Below are 22,022 nucleotides of genomic sequence, written 5' to 3'. Positions count from 1 at the left end.
AGTTATATTCTGTAGTTGTAATGTTGCTAATATTAGCAAACCTTGGCTCAATTCTCACGGGCAATATTATGCCGCAATTTTCAGGGCAAAAAAAAAGCACTGCCCATAGGCAGTGCTTCTCAGGTACTTTAGATTACAATAATGGAGCAATAACAAGCGAGACAATCGCCATCACATTAATCAGGATGTTCATGGATGGTCCCGAAGTATCCTTGAACGGATCACCAACAGTATCACCGACCACTGTGGCTGCATGGACATCTGAGCCTTTACCGCCATGATTGCCCTTTTCTACATATTTCTTGGCGTTGTCCCAGGCACCACCGGCGTTGGCCATCATCAGTGCTAACAGAACCGCACTAACCAGAGCGCCACCCAGCATGCCACCTAGCGCTTCGGCACCAAGCAGGAAGCCTACGAGTGGCGGTGCTGCGACAGCAATTACGCCTGGTAGGATCATTTTCTTAAGTGCTGCATCGGTTGCAATGGCGACACATTTTTCAGTATCTGGCTCCGCTTTGCCTTCTAACAGACCTGTAATCTCTTTAAACTGTCTGCGTATTTCATGGATCATGGCGAAGGCTGCGTCACCGACTGCGGTCATGGTAATTGAAGCAATTAGAAATGGAATCAGACCACCGATAAATAAGCCCATCAAAACTTGCGGATCGCCTATGTGCAATACAAAATCATCTGCACCGTATTTGGCGTTCACGGTCTCAACGAAAGCAACGATAATCGCCAGGGCCGCCAGTGCCGCAGCACCGATGGCAAAACCTTTGCCAATCGCTGCGGTGGTATTACCCAGTTCGTCCAATGAGTCGGTAATATCGCGTGTTTCTTTACCCAGCCCCCCCATTTCAGCGATACCACCGGCATTATCGGCTACGGGCCCATACGCATCAATGGCCATGGTGATACCGACCGTTGCCAACATACCAACTGCGGCAATACCAACGCCATAGACTCCGGCGAGTTCGGTGGAAATGAAAATAATGGCCGCCAGGGTCAACACTGGCACGACAACTGACTGCATGCCTACAGCAAGTCCTGAGATCATCACGGTTGCAGGACCGGTTTCGCCTGATTTAGCAATATGGCGAATTGGCGCACCTGACGTGTAGTACTCAGTGACCAGACCAATGATGATCCCACCTACGGCACCACACAGTACTGCCAGCCATACATTATTAGAGATTTCCATATTCTGCAGTAAAAAGTAAGCTGCAATAACAAATAGCACTGCCGCACCAATCGTACCGATTCGGAGCGCCACCTCAGGTTTATTGCTGGACATCAGTTTAACCAACATGATCCCTAAAATAGAACACACTAAACCAACTGAAGCTAAAGCCAGCGGCGCTGCCATTAACACATTTTGTGCACCCAGCTCAGAAGTTGCCATGGTTGCAGCAATCGCTATCGACGCGATCATGGCGCCGCAATAAGACTCAAAGATATCAGAACCCATACCGGCGACATCACCCACGTTATCACCAACATTATCAGCGATAACTCCTGGGTTTCGGGGATCGTCTTCTGGAATGCCAGCTTCGATTTTACCCACCAGATCGGCGCCAACATCGGCAGACTTAGTGAAGATACCACCACCAACACGACTGAACAGCGCCACTGACGAAGCGCCCATACCAAAACCATGAATGTAGTGTGCCGTTTCCGGATCACCACCAAAGTGCCAGTAAAGACCGCCTAAACCCATCAAGCCCAGCGATGCGACACACAGCCCCATGATCGAGCCACCGAAAAAGGCGACGCTTAACGCCTCGGCCGCACCTTTAGTATGAGCGGCAGTAGTAGTTCTGACATTGGCTTTAGTGGCGGTGTACATTCCAATATAGCCAGCCAGTGCTGACGACACGGCGCCCACCGCAAATGCCAGGGCGGTATTGCCGCCCAGCGGAGAAAGCCACAGTATAATAAACAAAATGCCCGCAAACAGTGCGAGCATTCGGTATTCACGGTGCATAAAAACCATCGCGCCAGAGTGAATGGCGTTACCGATTTTCTTAATTTTATCTTGACCTTCTGGGTATCTTTTAACGACGAAATAAATGATAAATGCAAAAGCCAAACCTATCAGACCCAATAGTGGTGGCAATATCATGTTGTCTGTCATACATCCCCCATGCTTGTATTGATTGCTGTTTATATCTTTGATTGTTATCGGTTTTTTTACAAACCTCGGTTTCAGTCTATAGTAGTTTTACCCATTGTACAATTTATAGACAGGATGATTAATAAATCAGCAATTTATTTTGTGGACAAAGCCACCATACCCAAACCACGTGAAAAGGCATCCCGGGTCCTGAAACGTGTATTTTTCAGTGAATTGGGTATATAATACGCGCCCTCTGTAGAGCCCTAACACGCAAAAAAGGTAAAGTAATGAGTTTGGACAATGTACCTGCGGGTAAAGATATCCCAGAAGAAATTAATGTCATTATTGAGATCCCTGCACACAGCGATCCAATAAAATACGAAGTTGATAAGGACACAGGCGCCGTATTCGTAGATCGTTTCATGGCGACATGCATGCATTACCCTACTAATTACGGGTATGTAAACCAAACTTTATCTGCCGATGGTGACCCAGTTGACGTCCTGGTGCCAACACCGTTCCCTCTAATTCCTGGCTGTGTTATTCCATGCCGCCCAGTAGGCGTTTTGAAAATGACCGACGAGTCTGGCGAAGATGCGAAAGTTGTTGCTATTCCTACAGGTAAATTGAGCAGCATGTACCAGGGTATTCATGAAGTCGATGAACTATCTGAGTTGCTACGTAACCAGATCGAGCACTTCTTCCAGCATTATAAAGATCTTGAACCAGGTAAATGGGTTAAGATCGCTGGTTGGGAAAACGCTGAAGCAGCGAAGAAAGAAATTCTGGACAGCATTGAGATGTTCAAGAACAGCTAAACGCTTTTCTGCCTTATCAAAAAGCCCGCCAATACCTTTACAGTATTGCGGGCTTTTTTGTATCTAGTTCTAAACGATGAGATGTCGCAGTAGCTCTCGTTCTTTTTCATAAAGCCAGAACAAACGCTTCTGTGCTTTATAATCATCAGGATTCTGGATCAATGCCTGGCGATATTCCTGCTGAGCCTGGCGTAGACTATTTAAAGAGGACCAGGTGTCTCGTGGCAGCCGCGCACCTTCGGCCTGAATCTGGCTACCCAGCTTGGCATAATAAGCGGCATTTCCTTGTTGTAAACTCTGAATCGTTAAGCGAAATGTACCATCTGTTTTTTCACTCTGATTTTGTTCCGACTGCGTTGCCGTGATCTGAGGTGCCAGATCGTTCGACGATGGTGGCAGCCACACTGGAGACAAAGCAACGATCACTAATATGCTCGCTGCTACAGCCATAACCCACCAAGGCTTGCCTTTTGGTGATGCCTTCTCATCTGCTTCAATTTGTTGTCGAATCTCTGACCAACGATCAGGGGCTTGCGCCTCGTTCGGCAAGTTTTTAAGTTGCTTTAATATATCCTGTTCGTTACTCATATTATCTACTCTAATCGTTCTTTCACCATAGTTCGAGCTCGATTCAAGTGAGCCTTACTGGTTCCCGCCGCAATGCCCAACTGCTGAGCGATCTCTTGGTGAGTCAAGCCCATCAGATCATGCAATACTATCACATGGCGTGCTTGGGCTGGTAAACCAGCAATGGCTTTCTCAAGGTCAATCTGCTGACGACTGTGCGTATCCGATAAACTCTGCTCAAATTCTCTTTCCCAGTCATGGTCTTGAACCAAATCTAATGTATTCTTTCGTTTATCTGCTAATACGGTATTTGTCGCGATACGGTATATCCAGGTAGAAAATTTACTGTCACCTTTAAACTTTGGTAGTGCCTGCCATGCTTTAATAAAAGTTTCCTGCATAAAATCTTCAGCATGACTTTTACAGCCAGACATACGCAAACATAACAGAAACACCTGATTCGAGTGTTGTCGATACAAACTTTCGAAAGCACTCATCGAACCGTCTTGCGCTCGATGAACGAGTTCAAGTACAGCCTCTGGTTGTATCTGTGATGACCCTATTGCCGACAAAGTTAAGTTTTATCCACGGTTTTCTTTTTAGATGATGATTACAGCAAAAAGGTTTAAAGGCAAAAGAAAAATTATAAATAAAAAATACCCCGCTTGGGGTCACGGGGTAAGGAGCCATACCCAAAAGGTATCCAGGGAAAGGTATGACTTAAACAGCTTCCCTGCTTACTACTATTGAGTCGTCAGTATGGGAAAGAATTACCAACGCATTTAGCCTAAAACACAAAACGTGAAGAAAACGTCAACGTAAAATCAACAATATTTCTTAATATAGAAAAACATTAAATAACAATGAGTTAGGTTCTATTGTTCACTATTTTAAGATAAGCCGCCTTCAAATATCAGCTTCGAGGAGTGTGTATAAAATTGGAATATTAGTTAGAGAAGTTGATTACATAAAAGCAGGCGATAGCCTAGAGCTATTGCCTGCCTTAAAGCGATGTGACTAACCGCGCTTTAATAACTCGATCAGATCGATAATCGCAGCATTAGCCCGCGAAATGTAGGATGACATGACCAATGAGTGGTTGGCCATAAAGCCAAACTCACTGCCGTTGACTATCATCGGGCTCCAAATAGTTTCTTGTGTCGCCTCTAACTCCATGATGATTTGTTGAAATGATGCCACGGCATTTTTGTTACGTAAGACACGATCAAAATCATGCTCCATCGCTTTAAAGAACTGTATCAAAGCCCAGGTTGAACCACGCGCTTCCCAGAAGACGTCATCAACTTCCATCCACGGCGTTTCCACCGTCACCATTTGTCCTTTACTCGTAGACTGGGTTGCCGAAGGATCATTAGCGAGATCGGTGTTCATGCGCGTTCTGCCAACGCTGGCACTTAAACGCTGCGACAAACCACCCAGACGTTTACTGACGAGATACAACCAAGAACGTAAGTTATCAGCACGAGCATAAAACTGTGTTTCGGTATCCGAAGGGTCGGTTAAACGATCACGATAATCTCGCAAAAATTCAATACCCTTTTCATACTCTCGCTCCGCTCGCGGGAACATCCACTTTTTATGGTGGATATTAAAAGCCGGTTCTGCAAATTTGAGCGCTTCATCTTCCAACGATTGGGATTGGGAGCGACTGATATCGTTACGAAGAACTTGGGTAATATCGCGAATCTGGACTAAGGCACCAAACTCATAGGCTGGCATATTATCCATGAACACACTCGGTGGCATAATATCATTACTTAAATAGCCGCCACTTTTATTCAGTAGTTTCTCGGCAACCTGCGCCACAGTCTCCACCGTGACGTAACCCACCGGCGGCTCACCGGAATAGTCTTTGATCAGATGGTTTGGGTCAACGGGATCCGGCTCAGAGCTCCATATGAAGATGAAAATAAACATCAGAATCACCAGCACGATAAAGCCGGTTAAGATCCAGGTCCACTTTCCCCGCTTACCTTTGTCTTCAGGTAGTGTATCAATATTCATTACTCTTCCTCATGTTCCGTGAGCCACTAGATTCTATTGTTTAGCATTACGTACTTCCGCAGTAACATCAAGCGTCGGCTTGTTAGCGAAATGTAACTGTATATTATAGCTTTGGGTCCCTTCCGGGATACTCAATCCCATCACCATGACATGTTTACCACCCGGTGCGAAAGTGACGCTTTCTTCAATCACCACTTCCTCCAAGTGTGCCATTTTTGCCATACCGTCCACAACTTTTGTCTCATGCATCATCACGTGCCCGGCACCTTCTATGCTGACTCCGGTTAAGGTCACAGACTCGCCAGTATGATTATGAATGCTAAAAAAAGCGGCTGTATTGGTCACACCTTCAGGCATTTTTCGGATCCAGCTGTCGGTTACTTCAATCCCCTGTTTTGAACAGGCCACTAAAACTGCTGTGGCTAACGCCATTAATATTCCGCTCTTTAAGCTTTGAAAAAATTGAAAAGTCACGTGATTTTCCGTTGGCAAATTTTGCAATAGTGGTATTGTACTTCTATTCACCCACAAACTCTATGTTAGAAACATGACCACACTTTTCCCAAAACCAGAACACTCTACGGTCCCTATCCTCGGAAGCGAGCTGACTTTCCCTGTTCGCCGGGTCTATTGTGTTGGTCGGAACTATGCCGCCCATGCAAATGAGATGGGACATAGCGAACGTGAAGCGCCTTTCTTCTTTACCAAACCGGCCGACAGCCTGGTTATCAACCCCAAAACGATTCCGTATCCCAGCATGACTGAAGAATTGCATCATGAAGTGGAGCTGGTTATCGCCATTAACCAGGAGCTCAGCGATGCCGATGAGTCAGAAGCCGAGGCTTGTATTTATGGTTATGCTCTGGGAATTGACCTGACAAAACGCGACTTACAAGCAGCAGCAAAAGATCAAGGCCGCCCGTGGGATTTAGCTAAAGGATTTGATCAGTCAGCCCCTATCTCACCTATTTTGCCGCTGGATAATTTAGCTGACATTGAACGGGGCCCTATCAGTTTATCGGTCAACGATAAGCTGCGCCAACAAGGCGATCTAGCTGACATGATATGGTCATCCGTTGAAATTGTGGAAGAGCTATCCCGGCACATTACGCTAAAACCGGGTGATTTAATTTTTACCGGTACTCCTTCAGGGGTAGGTTCGATTGAACGCGGAGACAGAGTCGTTGCCAACCTCAACCAAACCTTGGATCTAAACTTTATTATCGAATAGACCGAGGCTGGATAAACTCCAGCCTTCCTCTTTATAGGCTTTTATAAATAAAAGTCACGATCTGTTTGGGCTTGATAAATGCCTGACCATTTTCAGCATCATATTCAGCGCTGGGTTTGGCTGCGATAACCTCTTGCAACGACATTCCTTTATCTTTAAGGGTAGCAATTTTCTGACGTAAATCCTTCAGCATATTGCCGAATTTTTGTAGCTCTTTTTTATTCGACATAGGCCCGTGTCCCGGAATGATCTGTGTATCGTCGTTAGCTAAGGCCAAGCCACGTTCTACCGCAGAAATATAACCGTCAATCGAGCCACCACCTCCAGTATCGATATAAGGGTATCCAATATTGAAGTAGGTATCACCCATATGGAGCACATTATCTTTTGCAAAATAGATGATGGCATCGCCATCAGTATGAGCATTCGCGACGTGATACACCCGCATATCGTCATCATTCAGATGCAGACTGATTTCACTATCAAACGTTACCACCGGTAGCGCGGCATCCGGCGATGCCGGGATAGGTTTACCAGAAAACTCACTGATATTCTCAACGCTCATGCGTTTACGCACATTATCGTGCGCCACAATAACGGCCCCCGCTTTACCATAATTCTCATTGCCACCGGTGTGATCACCATGCCAATGAGTATTAATCACAAATCGAACTGACTCATCGGTTACTTCTTTTATCGCCTGATTAATTTGGGGAGTAAGCGGGGCAAACTGATCATCAATGATGTAAGTGCCATCCTCACCAACCGAAAGACCGATATTCCCTCCTTTTCCAAACAAAACATAAAGGCCATCGCTTAACTGCTGAGTTTCAATGGTCGCTTCCGGACGAGCGTCTGCATGAGATAATGCTTGATGCGACCAGGCAAAAAATATAACGGTTAAAGTGAGAGTGGTAATTCCGTTGATTAGTCGAGTCATAATGCTTCCTCCAATGATTACAATAGGCCATTAACAGTAGCACAAACTTTGCAGTAGTTCCTAATAGCAAAAAAGCGCCTTACCGGCGCTTGAGAAAAGATACTTACAACCAGTCCGTAAGGACAAATCCCACACCGAGCCGGTTCACATGACGGTTATAATCAATCAAACTTTCGCCATAGCCGTTAAAATACTGCACATAACCACGTAACTTACCATCATCATCCAACGGGAAGGTCCAATCGAACTGGATAGCGCCTTTATTATCACTGCGCAAGTTATTTCTCAGTAAAATACCAAAATTATGTTCATCCCACTGGTAGGCCGAGTACAGCTCAAAATACCCCATGTAATCATCGATATCCGGGTTATCATCGCCGTCAGGATCCATAGGATCTTCCTTACGATCTTCTGGAATACGCCACCAGGGCTTAAAAGCAACCACCCAACGATCACTCTCAAAGGCGAACTCCGTATAGATACGATTCCAGCTACGCGAGTATAAGCCACTCTGACCATTTGATTGGTGCGAAACACCCATAGAGAAATACGGGATTTGCCATTCGCCTAATGCCCAGTCGGTTGCCCAGGCGGCGAAAATCTCTGGCTCATGATTGGTTTCACGGAAAGGGCTGGAAATGTCCTTGTTATAGGCCTGCCAATAAGACTGTCCGGTATAAGCAAAGAACAAAGCACTGTTATCGCCGAAAGGCTCTTCCCAGAACGGTGTTTTGAAGCTTACCTGAAATTTAATTTCCGCATTATCAACGTCACGCTCATCACCTGCCGACTGCAAACTGTCACCATTGGGCGTATTGTTAAAGGTCACTGGCAGTAGATAATTAGGTTTATGCGGGATAATGGCAAAGCGGTTGTCACGAATGCGATACTCTAATCGCAAACGCTTCTTTAGCAACTCAGACTCTTCCGCCGCGCTTTCTTCCTCCCCCTCTGTTGCCTTAACCTCTCCCACACTATCTTCTTCCGACGCTAATAAGTCTTTACTGCGACGAAAGAACGCCTTATTGCTGGCTTGTTCACAATATTCCTTAATTTCTTTGACCGAGGTATCACCGCTCACAACCTCCAGCCGTTGCAATAAACACTGATCGTAATCGCTGGCAGCTTTTTCCCTTGGTGCCACGCGCTCTTCTTCGCCAGCAGATACGGCAATAGGTGCCCCCACCAGAGGTAACGAAAGTAATATACAGCGGTAAATACGGTTAAGCTTGGGGGTAAATTTCATGGCATAGTTCCGTCATTATTTGTCTTGGATTGTAGCAAATCCGGGGGCAGGAAACATGACATACATAAAAAAGCCCCGATAAAATATCAGGGCTTTACAAAATATTAACTTTTAGTTCTCAATCTTCTGTTTTAACGACTGCAACCCTTTTTCATAGTCAGGGCCCAGCATATCGTCCATAAAGACCCCAAAGTAACGCCCCATGATGTTATAGCCAAAATCCGCATCAAAACTCCAGGTCAGCTTGGTTTTCTGAACATCAATTTCTTCTAGAGTAAACACCGCATAGCCCGGGTTGGGATCTTCTCCAAATAACAGCTTAGTCTTAACGTGACTTGGGTAATCACTCTCCACAATCTCCTGAGAGCCATTTCCTACCTGTGAATTATCACTCTCCCACGCCATTTTGGCACCAACGCCACTTTCCGGTCCTGTAAACTCATACTTCGCATTGGGATCGCGCTGATACCAGGGTGACCAGGAATTATAGTCCTTAAACGTATTCACCTGTTGGAAAACTGCATCTCGTGGAGCGTCTACCGTAATCGAACGTTCAACATGAGCCTTTTGTGGTAGAAACAAACCAACCACGATAAGCACGATGGCAATCGCCGCTATAATCAACAATAAACTCTTTAAAATCTTCATCATCCATCCCCCTGGAAATTTGTGAACAAATTCACTTTAGACTAGATGCATACATCTTCGCAAGAAATATTACTGACTTATCAGTTCGGATAACAATTCTCAGCCATAGTCTGGGTAAAGCTCTTAAGCTCTTTTCCAAATAAATCAGGATAAACTTTAAGCCCCTGCATTGCCCTTACCTGATTCCACTCATTTTTCTTTTCTTCGAACTTCTGTCGCCCCTTGTCTTGTATAGGAGTCATTAACTCATCAAGAGTTTCTTTTTCTGGATAAATTCGCTTGAGGGCACGTTTTAAGCTATCGCGTTGTGACATCATTTTAACAAACAACTTATTCTTCCTAAGAATGTCTTTCTGCAACAATTCATATGCATAGCTAGTTGCCAGAGCGTCATTGATTTTTTCTTCTTTCCAAGAACGCTCGCTCATTTGATATGCAAGTAATCTGAAATACAACTGAACCTCTACAAATGCTGCGAACTTACCTTGAGCTGCAGCTCTGTGGATATATTCCACGCCTTCATTGAACTGCTCCAAATCCGGTTCATAAGCCTCCCTTTTTTGTTTGGCTTCATCCATCCGGTGCTGACGCTCCAGCTCGGCTCTTTTCATCGATGATAGTCCTAAAGCAGCCGTCTGCATGAGCTCAACACCATAAAAAATCATGGCGTCTCTATCACCCGAGTCAGCAAAAGCCTTTAAACTCTCCACCGGTAAATTTGTGTATGCATTCCCATCAGGATCGAGATAAGATATATCAATGAAAATTTCTTGCTGAATCTTTTGTACTTTTTCCCACTCAGGTTTAGCAGAGTAGCGCTGATAACAACTTAACTCTGAATTCTCTGGGTTGGTGTCTTTGTTTGTAGTTTCTTTTTCTTCTTGCGAATTTTTGTCACCAGTAGAAGTCTCCTCAGAACCTACCTCTTCTCCCCCTTCACTTTGCTTTACAGCTTCACGGCTTTCATCACTAGATTCATGGTTTACATGAGAATCTATTCCTGGAAATAAAGTGTATAAAATAATTAGAAAACTGATACCAACTAAAGCTACTATGATCTTTTTCATATTACTGTCCACACTCCTGTTCCATATCCGCCAGAAACTGATCTAACCTCGAACTCATCACATCAGGGAACGGTTCCAGCCCTAACGCTTGTCTGTCAGATTTCCACTGTTGCAGTAACTGCTGTGAGTGTGTTTTTATTTTGCTCTCTAGTTCTTCCCTTATTTCTGGCTGTAACTCCTGCTCGCTGTAGATAGTATTCAAGTCATCCTGAAACTCGTCAGCACCAGAAAAGAACGTTAACAAACCAGGATCATTGGTATGCATTTTTTGCATTAAGCTTAAGGAAGCGTGCCGGTGAATCAGAGCTTTTTCTATATCTTCTGTAGAACTACCTGATTTGACCATGCGCCTGATTAGACGTTTTTCTAAAATGGCAATTTCCATGATTCCGCCCAACTTCCCTTTTATCGCAGCGCGGTAAGCATAATCAGCGCCCTGTAAAAATTCATCAAAATCAGGGTTGTGTTTTTTAGCTCGCTCACTTAACTCACTTAGTGTTTCACCCGGGTTCCGGTTTATCGAGTTGAGATGCATACCAAAAGCCGCCTTCCACATTAATTCGGAACCATAGTGAAACATAGCGTCTTTGTCGCCGGTATCGGCATAAGATTTAACGGCTGCAATCGGTAGCTGCTGATAGACCCCTTGCCCAGCAGCCTCATCACCGTTCATAAAGATTGAACTGAGGACGGCTTCAATTTCCTTCCACTCAGGCTTTTTCTGATATTTTTGGTAACAGGGAAGTTCGTTATCAGGCTTAGTCCTTTTTTCACTCTTAGGTGGCACTGCGTTTTCCTGAGGCTTCTTTCGAGGCTCATCAGCCTCTTTAATTACTTTTGCACTGGTTGTTACAGCAACTTCCACTGGTTCCTTTTCTTTAGTCTCTTCCCGAACTATCTCTTCAGGCCAGACAAGCCAAACAGTCCCCAACAAGCCTATAAAAATCAGCATTCCCCAGAATAGATTCTTCATCCCTTCCCCTATTTAATTATCGAAATAACTCCAACGCTTCCTCTATGACTTCCAGTCCTGCGCCTTTTTTATAAGCGTTCTCACTAAGATGTCGACGCCACAGTTTTCCTTTAGGCTGGGCATAAAACAGTCCCAAAATATGACGCGTCATATGGCCTAAATAAACATCATTGTCTAATTGTTGCTGGACATATCGGCAGAATTCTTCGGCGACTTCGATACGGCCAGGAATATCATCATTCTGTCCATAAAACCGATTATCGACTTCAGACAGGAAATACGGATTATGATAAGCCTCTCGCCCGATCATAACGCCATCCAGATGTTGCATGTGTTCTTCGGACTGCTCCAGACTTGTCACTCCACCGTTTACAATGACCTCTAACTCAGGGAAGTCTTTTTTCACCTGATAGGCCACATCGTATTTTAACGGGGGAATCTCACGGTTTTCTTTAGGACTTAAACCTGACAACCAAGCTTTTCGCGCATGGATGATAAACGTCTTAACGCCCGCCTGCTTCACAGTATCCACAAAGCGATACAAGTGCTCGTAAGAGTCCATGTCATCAATACCAATTCGTGTTTTCACCGTCACCGGAATATCCACCACTTGCGCCATGGCGTCCATACACTCAGCAACTAGTTCCGGCTCAGCCATGAGACAGGCACCGAAACGGCCATTCTGTACGCGATCACTGGGACAGCCCACGTTCAAGTTAATCTCATCGTAACCATAGTCTTCACAGACCTTGGCGCAGTGTGCCAAGTCTTTGGGATCGCTGCCACCAAGCTGAATAGCGACAGGATGCTCTTCCTGGTTGTACTGCAGGTGCCTTTCTTCACCACCATGAATAATAGCACCCGTGGTAATCATCTCCGTATACAACACCGCATGCTTGGTAATGCAGCGCATAAAGCGGCGCTGATGACGATCGGTCCAGTCCAACATGGGGGCAATACAAATTTTTCTATCGAGTGGCGCTGTCACGAGAAAATACTTTTCATAGGAAATTTCTGTTTGGGGCGCTATTATATGATCCTTTAGCGCGAGACCCTAATTTTGTATTGATCATTCAGCAATACTTCAGGGAAACGCTGCCATAAAGGAGTGGAGACATCGAATAATTCAAAAGAGTGTGATTATGAACTTTAAACAATTTTGGGGTTGTCTAGCGATTCTTAGCTTACTGTCAGGCTGTGCAACCCTTTCTGAAACGGAATGTATATCGGGTAACTGGCAACAGATCGGCTATAAAGACGGCAAGTATGGCCGTGACTCTGACTATATCCTCAAACATGAGTCGGCCTGTGCAGAATATGACGTTCGGGTGAATAGAGAAGCCTATGAAGCTGGACGTATAAAAGGGCTTGATCTTTACTGCACGGCGGACAATGGTTTTAATCGAGGGAATACCGGCTCTTATCCAAACCCTAGCTGCAAGAGGGGTTATCCGGATTATGATGACGGCTACTATGACGGGTTGCTGGCACGACATGACCGCCTACAGCATCAATTAAAGGAAGCCCATCACGAACACGATGTGCTAACCGAAGTACAGCGTCGGGTAAAAGATGAAGAAGAAATTGAACGGGTTAATCACGAGCTGGAAGAGCTGGATGAAGACATTGAAGACCTTCATGATGAGATTGACAAGGTCAATAACCTGCTCGACCGCTACCGACCACAGCGATAAAAAAACGGGGCCTGGGCCCCGTCCTTTTATTCACATCACTGAAATTAACTATTACGCAATGCCGCAATCCGTGCATCCAGAGGAGGATGCGACATAAACAGGTGACCAAACTTTTCCTGGAATGAACCAGTTCGACCATTTTTCAGGCCAAAGGCGGTAAAAGTTTCGCCCATATCCGACGGCATGTCATACTCCGCTTTCAGCTTTTCCAAGGCACCAATCATCGCTGTTGAGCCAGCCAGTTGCGCACCGGCCTCATCGGCTCGGAACTCACGACGGCGTGAGAACCACATCACCACCATGCTCGCCAAAATGGTTAATATGATTTGTGCAACCATCACCGAAATAAAGTAACCGATACCGTGCCCCTGCTCATTCTTAAGCAGTACGCGATCAACGAAGTGACCGATAACACGCGAGAAAAACAGAACGAAGGTATTCACCACACCCTGTATCAGGGTTAAAGTCACCATGTCACCGTTAGCCACGTGGCCCAGTTCGTGCGCCAGAACGGCACGCACTTCATCGCGGTTCATACGCTGCAACAAGCCTTCACTTACGGCAACCAATGAGTTGTTTTTATTCCAGCCTGTAGCAAAAGCATTAGACTGTGGCGATGGGAAAATACCCACTTCCGGCATACCCACACCCGCGTCTTTTGCCAGGGTTTCAACCGTATTCACCAGCCACTGCTCAGTTTCGCTCCGAGGCTGCTCAATCATTTTGACGTGCATGAACTTCTTCGCCATCCATTTCGACGCGAATAACGAAATAAATGAACCGGCAAAGCCGATGACCGCACACCAGATAAGTAGAGCCGTCAGATTAAGGTCAACACCATTCTGTGCCATGATGCTGTCGAAGCCCAAGAAGCTCAGAACCGCACCAGCTAATATTAAAATTGCAAAGTTGGTTAATAAAAACAAACCAATTCTTAACATTGATATCTCCAGTAAAGATCAATTAACAGTATTAATTATGGGGGTAAGTCGGCAGGAAACAAGTGAATTTAGACGTCACCAATCACGAATTTGTAAATATTCATGTCTAGGTTACAGCAAATAATTAAAGATCAATAACTTAATCAGCCAGTAAGCGCCAAAGATGATGATGATTGACGCTATAATTGCTTTCCAATGAGGCTTTCTCTGCGCCATATCAGGTACGTCTTTTTGGCTTAAAAAAGATAAGCTTTAACACCAGGTAGAGGCCACTGATACTCATCAAAATCGCCAGCAACGCCGCAAAAATCAGCAGAGGATTATTGAAGTCCGTACGTTCATCATAATCCATAATGTGCAGCATCCAGAAGAAATCAAACAGACGCCAGGTATCGTTACGTCGCGCCACAACTTCACCGCTATGTTGCGAAACATACACCCGAGTCTCGTCATCATCACTGAATGTCACCTGCCACAGTGGCAACGTTTTACCACGGACTTCGCCCAGAGGGTTTTCGATTAACGATACCTGTGCGATAGCCTCTTCACCTGAAAAATCAGATATCGCCACCTGACGAGCCATGGTTTCAGACAGCGGCGTCAGCACTTCGCCTCGAATAGCATCGATCAACACCTCAGTCTTACCTTCCTTTACCAGCCATACCGGCTTGCTCAACCATGACTTGAGAACCACCTGTTCGGCATTCAGGCCAGAAAGGCTCATGGCTTGACTGGCCGTTACAGTCAGCGGCTGCGATAAATCTGCCTGTTTTTGTTCAGCAATTCGATCTTCACCACGCACTTGTTCAATGTCGAAAAAGCTCATGACAAAGCCACCGACAACCCATAGCAATAATTGCAGACCGATAATCAAGCCAAGCCATTTATGAAATTTACGAAAAAAGATTACAGGTTTCATATCAGTCACTTACATGTAAAATTATTCTTCTTTGCTGCGCATGATGCCGATGTTCCCACAGATAAATCCCCTGCCAGGTACCCAGCGCCAGACGTCCATTAACAATAGGAATACTCAGGGACACATTTGTCAGGATAGCCTTTATGTGTGCAGGCATATCATCTGGCCCTTCCATGGTATGGGTATACAAAGGATCGTTTTCGGGCACTAATCGGTTAAGCCAGTTTTCGAGATCAGCCTTTGCACTGGGATCGGCATTTTCCTGAATCGTTAAACTACAGGAGGTGTGCTGAGCAAATAGATGACAAACGCCTGTGGTGACTTCCTGTTCACTAACCCAGGTCTCGACCTCGCGGGTAAACTCGTATAGCCCCTGCCTCTGTGTCGCTACTTTAATTATTTCCTGATAACTCACCAACGTTTACCTTTATAAATCATATGAACTCGACCAGTAACTCCACAGCTTAACGTATAAGGAATGGTGTCCGCATACTCGGCTACAATTTCAGCCGGCAACTCTTTGCCCCAAAGCACCACCCTATCACCGATCTTTTCGTTATGCTCAGGACCTAATTCAACTGCCAGCATATCCATCGACACTCGCCCCACCAACGGCACTCGACGCCCATTGACCCACACAGGCGTTCCGTTACTGGCATTACGCGGATAACCATCGCCATAGCCAATAGCCACCAACCCTATCACCGTGTCCTTTTCAGCAAACCAATGGCGCCCATAGCCGGTCGACTCACCTTTTTTCAGGTGTTTTATCGACATGATTTGTGACTCCAGATTCATCACTGGCTGTAGCCCATAGTCCGCTCCTACCGAACCTATCATCGGTGAGCAGCCATACAGAATCAGGCCTGGCCTTACCCAGTCAAAATGTGCACCTTTGGCTTCCAGAATACCGGCCGAATTAGCCATTGATCGCTCCCAGCGCAGGTGCTTCGTGGTACTGGCAAAAGCCTCCAGCTGCTGCTCGGTAAACCCGTCATTCACATCATCGGCACTGGCGAAGTGCGACATGATCCGAATAGGTTTCGCAATAGATTTGATCGTTGCCAACTGCTTTTCCACTTCAGGCAGTTCATCAATTTTAAAGCCCAGCCGATTCATGCCGGAATCGACTTTCAGCCAGATTTTGACTTTCTGCTCTGTCTTAAAGTTTGCTAACGCTTCAATCTGCGGGCTGTGGTGCACCACAATCTGTAAATCCTGCTCAACGATTTTCGGCAACTCGCGCGCTTCGAAAAACCCCTCCAGCAATAAGATTGGTTGCTGAATACCTGCTCTCCTTAAGGTATAAGCTTCTGCCGGTGTCGCCACGGCGAACATTTCGGCTTCTGGCAGAGCTTTAGCAATTTTGGATAAGCCGTGACCATAGGCATTGGCCTTAACCACGGCGATAACACGACTGGACGGTGCTATTTTCTGAATGGTTGAAAAGTTATGGCGTAGCGCATCGAGATCGATAACGGCCTTGGTAGGACGCATACGGCTAGTACCCTTCCCCCATAGCTTCGTAATCGTTGTGCGCTAAATTATCAAAACGAGAATACTGGCCCTGGAAACTTAATTCCACCGAGCCAATCGGACCGTTACGCTGTTTACCAATTTTAATTTCGGCAATACCTTTACGCTCAGTTTCAGGGTGGTAGACCTCGTCACGGTAGATAAACAGAATCAGATCCGCATCCTGCTCAATCGCACCTGATTCACGCAAATCCGACATTACCGGACGACGGTCGCTTCGCTGCTCCAGTGAGCGGTTCAGCTGCGATAGTGCAATCACTGGAACTTCCAGCTCTTTAGCGAGAGCTTTTAATGAGCGGGAAATCTCACTCACCTCGAGCGTACGATTGTCGCTCATGCCTGGCACCTGCATCAGCTGGAGGTAATCCACCATAATCAGGGCAACCCCGCCATGCTCGCGCGCGACTCGTCGAGCCCTTGAACGCATTTCCGCCGGTGATAAGCCCGCCGTATCATCTATCAGCAACTTAGTATGATTTTTTAACTGTAAGACACCGCTATTAAATTTGTCCCAGTCTTCTTTCGACTGAATTTGTCCGCTTCGGATCTTGTTTTGCTCGAGACGCCCCAGCGAAGAAATCGAACGCATGATAATTGATTCACTCGGCATCTCAAGACTGAATACCAATACCGGTAAATCACTGGCAAGTGCAGCATTCTCCACCACATTCATGGCAAAAGTAGTCTTACCCATCGAAGGACGTGCCGCGATAATCACCAGATCCGCTTTCTGTAGACCCGAGGTCATATTGTCCAAATCCGTGAAGCCCGTGGAAAGACCGGTTACCCCCCCTTTGGTCTTCTGAATTTCTTCAATACGCTCGATGGTCGACTTAAGGATATCCTCGACCTTGCTTGGCCCTTCACCGCTGGTTTCGCGGGATTCGGCAATCGAGAAGACTTTACGCTCTGCCAGATCCAGTAACTCCGCCAGGCCTCTGCCCTGTGGGTTAAAGCTGGCATCTGCAATTTCATTCGACGCCGAAATTAACTGACGGACAATCGCCTTTTCTCGAACAATCTCCGCATAAGCGCGAATGTTAGCCACCGTTGGTGTATTTTGTGCCAGCTCGCCCAGATACGACAAACCAATTTCGGATTCACCAACTTGCTCCAGATGCTCGGATAGGGTAATGACGTCCATCGGCTTGGCCATATTGGCCAGCTCAGCCATCGCCTTGAAGATCTCACGGTGATTTTTAACGTAAAAATCCGTCGACAGCAGGATCTCCTCGACTTTCTCCCATTGGTCATTATCAATCATGACCCCACCAAGCACAGACTGCTCAGCTTCGATAGAATGCGGAGGAACCTTTAAGTCTTTGATTTTATTGTCAGTTTGTTGTGCTGATAGCATGATTTGCTTCTAATTATTAAGTTGGATGGCTAAGTTATACAAGTAAACCCAATAAGCCTACTTGAAACTATTTTATATACTAACAGTTTTTAGGCAATACAATAAGTCTGTGGATAAGTTCTGGATAAGTCTAAAATCTATAGCCTGGAGCTAGAGTAAACATTTTTAACATAATTTATCACCTAAGTTGGCACCGACCAGTAATTAAGTTATTGTGCAACCTGATTTTTCGTTATGATAGACCTATGAGTTCAGTAATCCTTTTCGATGGTGAGTGCGTCTTATGCTCTAGATGGGTACCCTTTGTCATAAAACGTGATCCTGGGGCGCATTTCAAATTCTGTTCAGTGCAGTCCCCTAAAGGACAAGAACTGCTACAGTTCCTCGGATTACCAACAAAAGAATACCAGACCATGGTCCTATTGAAGGATGGAATGCCTTACTATCGCTCTGAAGCATTCTTTGAAGTCATCAACGATCTTAAAGCACCTTGGCCTTGGCTTAGAATATTTCGAATCTTTCCGCTAAGCTTTAGAGACTGGATTTACGATCGTATCGCACTCAATCGCTATACACTGTTCGGGAAACACAATTACTGTATGATTCCAACGAAGGATATTACAGACCGTTTTCTCTGAACTTTTTTGAGATTTATCACAGAAAACCCAATTGATTCAGGATAAGGTTCTGTATCAAACAAAAGGATTATTAGGTTATAAAATGGAACAGTCATACTTTACCGTCAAAACTTCACCGGAAAACTGGCAAAAGCGCAACCAAAAAAACAGTGTCGTTAGCATAGAACCTTGGCAACACACCTCAATGACGATTGGAAAAACACAAGTCGCAGGTCGAAAGGCTTGGGGGGCCTCTAACCCCATATGGGAAAATGAAGTTATATACTATAACACTGAAAAAAAATCTCTTAAGAGTTACCTCAACTCTGTAGTCATTCATCATACTAATAACAGTTATGATATTAGGAGCAACGAAGCTAAACATAAGAGCCAGGGGTATGCTGCTCTAGGCTATCATTTTTTTATTTTTGGCAATGGTCGAATATTCGAAGGCCGGCCACTAGAGGTTATGGGAAGCCATGCCGGAGTTGGGAAGAAAAAAGGGGCCTTAGCCGATCCAGACTGGGGAAAGATTGGCATAGTGTTACAAGGTGATTACCACGTAAAAGACAACTGGTTTGAATGGGCTTCTGAAACAAGTTTTCCCGAAAAGCAAAAAAATGCTTTAGTAGAATTACTTGAAGGTTTGCAAAAGAAATACCTTGTTAACAAGGTTTTAATGCATAAAGAAATAGATAGAGGTGGTAAGGGGACAGTATGTCCTGGTGATTACCTGTATGAGCCGATAGAGGATATACGCCAAAAACTTTTCAAGAAAGAATCATAAAGGTAATAAAGACATGTTCATGTTAAAGAAATTATTGATAATTGCTAGTTTAACATTTGGCATATTTAGCTGCAGCTCGAATAATTCAGATCAGATGAAGAACTTAGATGTTGAACAACTCAATCAAGAGTTACTAACGCTTCAAAGTACCACTCCACCAACTTACAGCCTTCCGGGCTTACTAGAACAGCTGAACTTTATAAAGCCATCCTCTCAAGAACTGACTCTTAGCATATCTAAAGACAAGAAAAAAAATAGTTACCTTGTATCTATCACAAACTTAAATGTTCCAGGCGACGACTCCATCAGTAGCTATAAATATCTGTTCACCATAAAAAATAATCAAAGTGGTAAGTTAATCTTTACCGAAGCTCAAGAAAGTTGGTCTTGCTGGCCAGATAGAGGACACCAAGATTTCTCGACTGAGAAGTGCCAGTAAGTACCCAATAGCTAACTTTTCTGCTGTATAGTTATACCTATATCTAGCTATGGGAAAATAACAAATGAAAACCATTGGCCTCCTCGGCGGCATGAGCTGGGAATCCACAGCAAATTACTACAAAGCGATTAACCAGGAGGTTAAGCAGCGCCTGGGCGGTCTTAGCTCAGCCAAGATATGTTTATATAGCGTGAACTTCGCTGAGATTGAACATTTGCAACATCAAGGTGAGTGGCAAAAAACCGCTGATATATTGTCCGAAGCAGCACAGTCCGTCGAAAAAGCAGGTGCTGACTTTCTGCTGATTTGCACTAATACCATGCACAAGGTCGCCCCCGAAATTGAAACAGCGATCAATATACCGCTACTTCATATCGCCGATACCACGGGACAACAACTCGTTCAGAACGGCATCAAATCAGTAGGCCTACTGGGCACCCAGTTCACTATGGAACAGGAGTTCTATAAAAAGCGCTTAACGGATAAGTTTGGGATTGAAGTCTTGGTTCCACAGGAAAAGGAACGTAAACAGGTGCATGAGATAATCTATAACGAACTGTGTCGAGGTGAAATCAATCAGAGTTCAAAAGAGACCTACCTCGATATCATTGATAACTTAAAGCAAGCAGGGGCTGAAGCAATTATTCTAGGATGTACCGAAATAGCGATGCTGGTAAAACCCGAAGATACTTCTGTCCCACTTTACGATACTGCAGCCATCCACGCCTCGGCAGCTGTCGAGCTGGCCTTATCTGAGGAAGGTTAAAGGGATGATGTTTACAGAGAAATGGCTGAAGTCCATTGCCGTGATTCATATCATTGGCGGCCTACTATTACCGATTATGGTATTCACACCAATCGCTGGCTCCTATTTTGCTCACCTGTTGGAAGCATTCCCGCAAGGCGACCTAAACTCCATGAAGTTTCTAATCGGTGTTTTCGGTCCCACCGTTGCCAGCTGGGGGCTATTGTTTTATTACAGCGTTGGTAAAGCATTTCAAAACAGAACATCAAAAGACTGGTGGTTTATGGTCTTTGCGATTCTAGTCTGGGTGATTCTGGATACTGCCTATTCACTATACTTTGCTGTCTCTTCCCATTTGTATATCAATGGGGCGATAATGCTTTTGTTGTTAACACCACTTCTGCTTCAAAAATCGAATTTTTCAGAACAATAGTGGTATGGTGTTTCTATAACCACGATTCAAGGAGTGCGAAATGTCAAACAAAGGCTCATGTCTATGCGGTAAGATCCAGTTCGAGATCGATGGCGACTTCGACAAATTCTTTTTGTGCCACTGTTCGCGCTGTCGCAAAGGAACGGGGACTGCTCACGCTGCCAATTTATTCTCCAGTACCGCCACCATTAATTGGTTATCAGGCAAAGAACTGATAAAAACCTATCTCCTGCCCGAAACGCGCCACGCCAGAAGTTTCTGTACTAGCTGTGGTTCGGCAGTACCGACTGAAGTTGCCGGAGGTAAGTTAATTGTCGTCCCTGCTGGATGCCTGGATGATGATATACCTATTAAACCGACAGCGCATATTTTTATGGATGACAAAGCAAAGTGGGAGGCTGGCTTAAATAGTTGCAAAAAATATAGTAATGCCCCAAAGTAAATGTTAATTACAAATAAATACTTAGCATACTAAACTAAGATTCTATTTATGAAGAAAATAATAATATTGGTTTCACTCCTTTTCATTGCTGGGGCTAAAGGTTTTAACTCATGGGAAGACATTGATCAGCAAGATACAACTGCTATAAAGCACTTCTATAGTGGGGAGCTCAAAAAGGCCTTCGTTCACATAAAGGCAAGAGCAGAAAAAGGTGATCCTGTAGCACAGTACACTTTAGCCCATATGTATGACTTTGCAGCTAAAAGACTAGGTTGTGGAGGATACAGAAACTGTCGCATCAATTTCTTCAAGCCCATAGATGGTTTTGAGCTATCTAACTTCAAAGCTATCTGAATCGCCCCAAGTTTTCTAGATACCTTTTAGCTTCATAAAATAGTTCTTTTCAAACTCGACTGGTGACACATCATCATTGTTACCATGTCGTCGCTTGGCATTGTAAAACATTTCGATGTAGTCG

General features: G+C 45.0%; 27 protein-coding genes. 10 read left to right on the top strand and 17 right to left on the bottom strand.

What is annotated here, in order from left to right:
• Positions 1-133 precede the first annotated feature (133 nt).
• Positions 134-2,137, bottom strand: a complete 2,004-nt coding sequence (locus H7708_RS12945) for a sodium-translocating pyrophosphatase (protein WP_223671287.1) — start codon at positions 2,135-2,137, stop codon at positions 134-136.
• Between the two features lie 269 nt (positions 2,138-2,406).
• Here H7708_RS12945 and ppa point away from each other — a divergent pair, with 269 nt between their 5' ends.
• A complete protein-coding gene (gene ppa / locus H7708_RS12940) occupies positions 2,407-2,937 on the top strand; it encodes an inorganic diphosphatase (protein WP_223671286.1) in 531 nt (176 codons plus the stop codon).
• A 69-nt stretch (positions 2,938-3,006) separates the two neighbouring features.
• Here the strand turns inward: ppa and H7708_RS12935 are convergent, their stop codons facing one another.
• The 4 genes from H7708_RS12935 to H7708_RS12920 form a co-directional block, all read right to left on the bottom strand.
• A complete protein-coding gene (locus H7708_RS12935) occupies positions 3,007-3,525 on the bottom strand; it encodes a hypothetical protein (RefSeq protein WP_223671285.1) in 519 nt (172 codons plus the stop codon).
• Between the two features lie 5 nt (positions 3,526-3,530).
• The gene (locus tag H7708_RS12930; protein WP_223671284.1) at positions 3,531-4,001 is read right to left on the bottom strand and encodes an RNA polymerase sigma factor; all 471 of its coding nucleotides are present in this window, start codon (positions 3,999-4,001) and stop codon (positions 3,531-3,533) included.
• A gap of 520 nt (positions 4,002-4,521) precedes the next feature.
• On the bottom strand, positions 4,522-5,529 hold the full coding sequence (locus H7708_RS12925) for a DUF2333 family protein (protein ID WP_223671283.1): 1,008 nt from the start codon (positions 5,527-5,529) through the stop codon (positions 4,522-4,524).
• A 33-nt stretch (positions 5,530-5,562) separates the two neighbouring features.
• The gene (locus H7708_RS12920; RefSeq protein WP_223671282.1) at positions 5,563-5,961 is read right to left on the bottom strand and encodes a copper chaperone PCu(A)C; all 399 of its coding nucleotides are present in this window, start codon (positions 5,959-5,961) and stop codon (positions 5,563-5,565) included.
• A 115-nt stretch (positions 5,962-6,076) separates the two neighbouring features.
• Between H7708_RS12920 and H7708_RS12915 the strand changes: the two genes are divergently transcribed.
• A complete protein-coding gene (locus H7708_RS12915; protein ID WP_223671281.1) occupies positions 6,077-6,760 on the top strand; it encodes a fumarylacetoacetate hydrolase family protein in 684 nt (227 codons plus the stop codon).
• Positions 6,761-6,791: 31 nt separating this feature from the next.
• Here the strand turns inward: H7708_RS12915 and H7708_RS12910 are convergent, their stop codons facing one another.
• The 6 genes from H7708_RS12910 to dusA form a co-directional block, all read right to left on the bottom strand.
• On the bottom strand, positions 6,792-7,700 hold the full coding sequence (locus H7708_RS12910) for an MBL fold metallo-hydrolase (RefSeq protein ID WP_223671280.1): 909 nt from the start codon (positions 7,698-7,700) through the stop codon (positions 6,792-6,794).
• A gap of 103 nt (positions 7,701-7,803) precedes the next feature.
• Positions 7,804-8,946 (bottom strand): phospholipase A, encoded by a 1,143-nt coding sequence (locus tag H7708_RS12905; protein WP_223671279.1) that lies wholly within the window; start codon positions 8,944-8,946, stop codon positions 7,804-7,806.
• A 111-nt stretch (positions 8,947-9,057) separates the two neighbouring features.
• Complete coding sequence (locus H7708_RS12900; RefSeq protein ID WP_223671278.1) at positions 9,058-9,597, bottom strand: SRPBCC family protein; 540 nt, start codon at positions 9,595-9,597, stop codon at positions 9,058-9,060.
• Positions 9,598-9,674: 77 nt separating this feature from the next.
• Positions 9,675-10,661: a hypothetical protein gene (locus H7708_RS12895; protein WP_223671277.1), complete on the bottom strand. Its 987-nt coding sequence runs from the start codon at positions 10,659-10,661 to the stop codon at positions 9,675-9,677.
• 1 nt (position 10,662) lies between these two features.
• Positions 10,663-11,634 carry a hypothetical protein gene (locus H7708_RS12890; RefSeq protein WP_223671276.1) on the bottom strand — a complete coding sequence of 324 codons (972 nt, stop codon included), beginning with the start codon at positions 11,632-11,634 and terminating at the stop codon, positions 10,663-10,665.
• Between the two features lie 16 nt (positions 11,635-11,650).
• A complete protein-coding gene (gene dusA, locus H7708_RS12885) occupies positions 11,651-12,622 on the bottom strand; it encodes a tRNA dihydrouridine(20/20a) synthase DusA (protein WP_223671275.1) in 972 nt (323 codons plus the stop codon).
• A gap of 154 nt (positions 12,623-12,776) precedes the next feature.
• Here dusA and H7708_RS12880 point away from each other — a divergent pair, with 154 nt between their 5' ends.
• On the top strand, positions 12,777-13,328 hold the full coding sequence (locus H7708_RS12880; RefSeq protein WP_223671274.1) for a DUF2799 domain-containing protein: 552 nt from the start codon (positions 12,777-12,779) through the stop codon (positions 13,326-13,328).
• A gap of 44 nt (positions 13,329-13,372) precedes the next feature.
• Here H7708_RS12880 and htpX read toward each other — a convergent pair whose 3' ends face one another.
• The 5 genes from htpX to dnaB form a co-directional block, all read right to left on the bottom strand.
• Positions 13,373-14,269: a protease HtpX gene (gene htpX / locus H7708_RS12875; RefSeq protein WP_223671273.1), complete on the bottom strand. Its 897-nt coding sequence runs from the start codon at positions 14,267-14,269 to the stop codon at positions 13,373-13,375.
• Between the two features lie 217 nt (positions 14,270-14,486).
• Positions 14,487-15,188 (bottom strand): PepSY domain-containing protein, encoded by a 702-nt coding sequence (locus H7708_RS12870; protein WP_223671272.1) that lies wholly within the window; start codon positions 15,186-15,188, stop codon positions 14,487-14,489.
• Position 15,189: 1 nt separating this feature from the next.
• A complete protein-coding gene (locus H7708_RS12865) occupies positions 15,190-15,603 on the bottom strand; it encodes a secondary thiamine-phosphate synthase enzyme YjbQ (RefSeq protein ID WP_223671271.1) in 414 nt (137 codons plus the stop codon).
• Positions 15,600-16,685 carry an alanine racemase gene (gene alr / locus H7708_RS12860; RefSeq protein WP_223671270.1) on the bottom strand — a complete coding sequence of 362 codons (1,086 nt, stop codon included), beginning with the start codon at positions 16,683-16,685 and terminating at the stop codon, positions 15,600-15,602. Before alr ends, H7708_RS12865 begins: the two co-directional genes overlap by 4 nt.
• Positions 16,686-16,689: 4 nt before the next feature.
• Positions 16,690-18,081: a replicative DNA helicase gene (dnaB, locus tag H7708_RS12855; RefSeq protein WP_223671269.1), complete on the bottom strand. Its 1,392-nt coding sequence runs from the start codon at positions 18,079-18,081 to the stop codon at positions 16,690-16,692.
• Positions 18,082-18,326: 245 nt separating this feature from the next.
• On the opposite strand from dnaB, the gene H7708_RS12850 reads away from it, so the two are divergent.
• From H7708_RS12850 to H7708_RS12820, 7 genes are all read left to right on the top strand, one after another.
• Entirely contained in the window at positions 18,327-18,719 is a 393-nt protein-coding gene (locus H7708_RS12850; protein WP_223671268.1) for a thiol-disulfide oxidoreductase DCC family protein, read from the top strand.
• Between the two features lie 31 nt (positions 18,720-18,750).
• Positions 18,751-19,485: a peptidoglycan recognition protein family protein gene (locus tag H7708_RS12845; protein ID WP_223671267.1), complete on the top strand. Its 735-nt coding sequence runs from the start codon at positions 18,751-18,753 to the stop codon at positions 19,483-19,485.
• 19 nt (positions 19,486-19,504) lie between these two features.
• Positions 19,505-19,924: a hypothetical protein gene (locus H7708_RS12840; protein ID WP_223671266.1), complete on the top strand. Its 420-nt coding sequence runs from the start codon at positions 19,505-19,507 to the stop codon at positions 19,922-19,924.
• A 64-nt stretch (positions 19,925-19,988) separates the two neighbouring features.
• On the top strand, positions 19,989-20,690 hold the full coding sequence (locus H7708_RS12835; RefSeq protein ID WP_223671265.1) for an aspartate/glutamate racemase family protein: 702 nt from the start codon (positions 19,989-19,991) through the stop codon (positions 20,688-20,690).
• 4 nt (positions 20,691-20,694) lie between these two features.
• Entirely contained in the window at positions 20,695-21,102 is a 408-nt protein-coding gene (locus tag H7708_RS12830; protein WP_223671264.1) for a hypothetical protein, read from the top strand.
• Positions 21,103-21,142: 40 nt separating this feature from the next.
• Positions 21,143-21,544 (top strand): GFA family protein, encoded by a 402-nt coding sequence (locus H7708_RS12825; RefSeq protein WP_223671263.1) that lies wholly within the window; start codon positions 21,143-21,145, stop codon positions 21,542-21,544.
• A gap of 48 nt (positions 21,545-21,592) precedes the next feature.
• Positions 21,593-21,898 carry a hypothetical protein gene (locus H7708_RS12820; protein ID WP_223671262.1) on the top strand — a complete coding sequence of 102 codons (306 nt, stop codon included), beginning with the start codon at positions 21,593-21,595 and terminating at the stop codon, positions 21,896-21,898.
• Positions 21,899-21,913: 15 nt separating this feature from the next.
• Here H7708_RS12820 and H7708_RS12815 read toward each other — a convergent pair.
• Positions 21,914-22,022: IS3 family transposase (locus H7708_RS12815; RefSeq protein ID WP_223669690.1), on the bottom strand; the 109-nt coding region annotated here is incomplete at its 5' end.

Origin of the sequence: Kangiella shandongensis (assembly GCF_020005365.1) — a bacterium.
Lineage (GTDB): Bacteria > Pseudomonadota > Gammaproteobacteria > Enterobacterales > Kangiellaceae > Kangiella > Kangiella shandongensis.
Note: the sequence above shows the minus strand (reverse complement) of the source record. Positions and strands in the feature narration are given on the sequence as shown.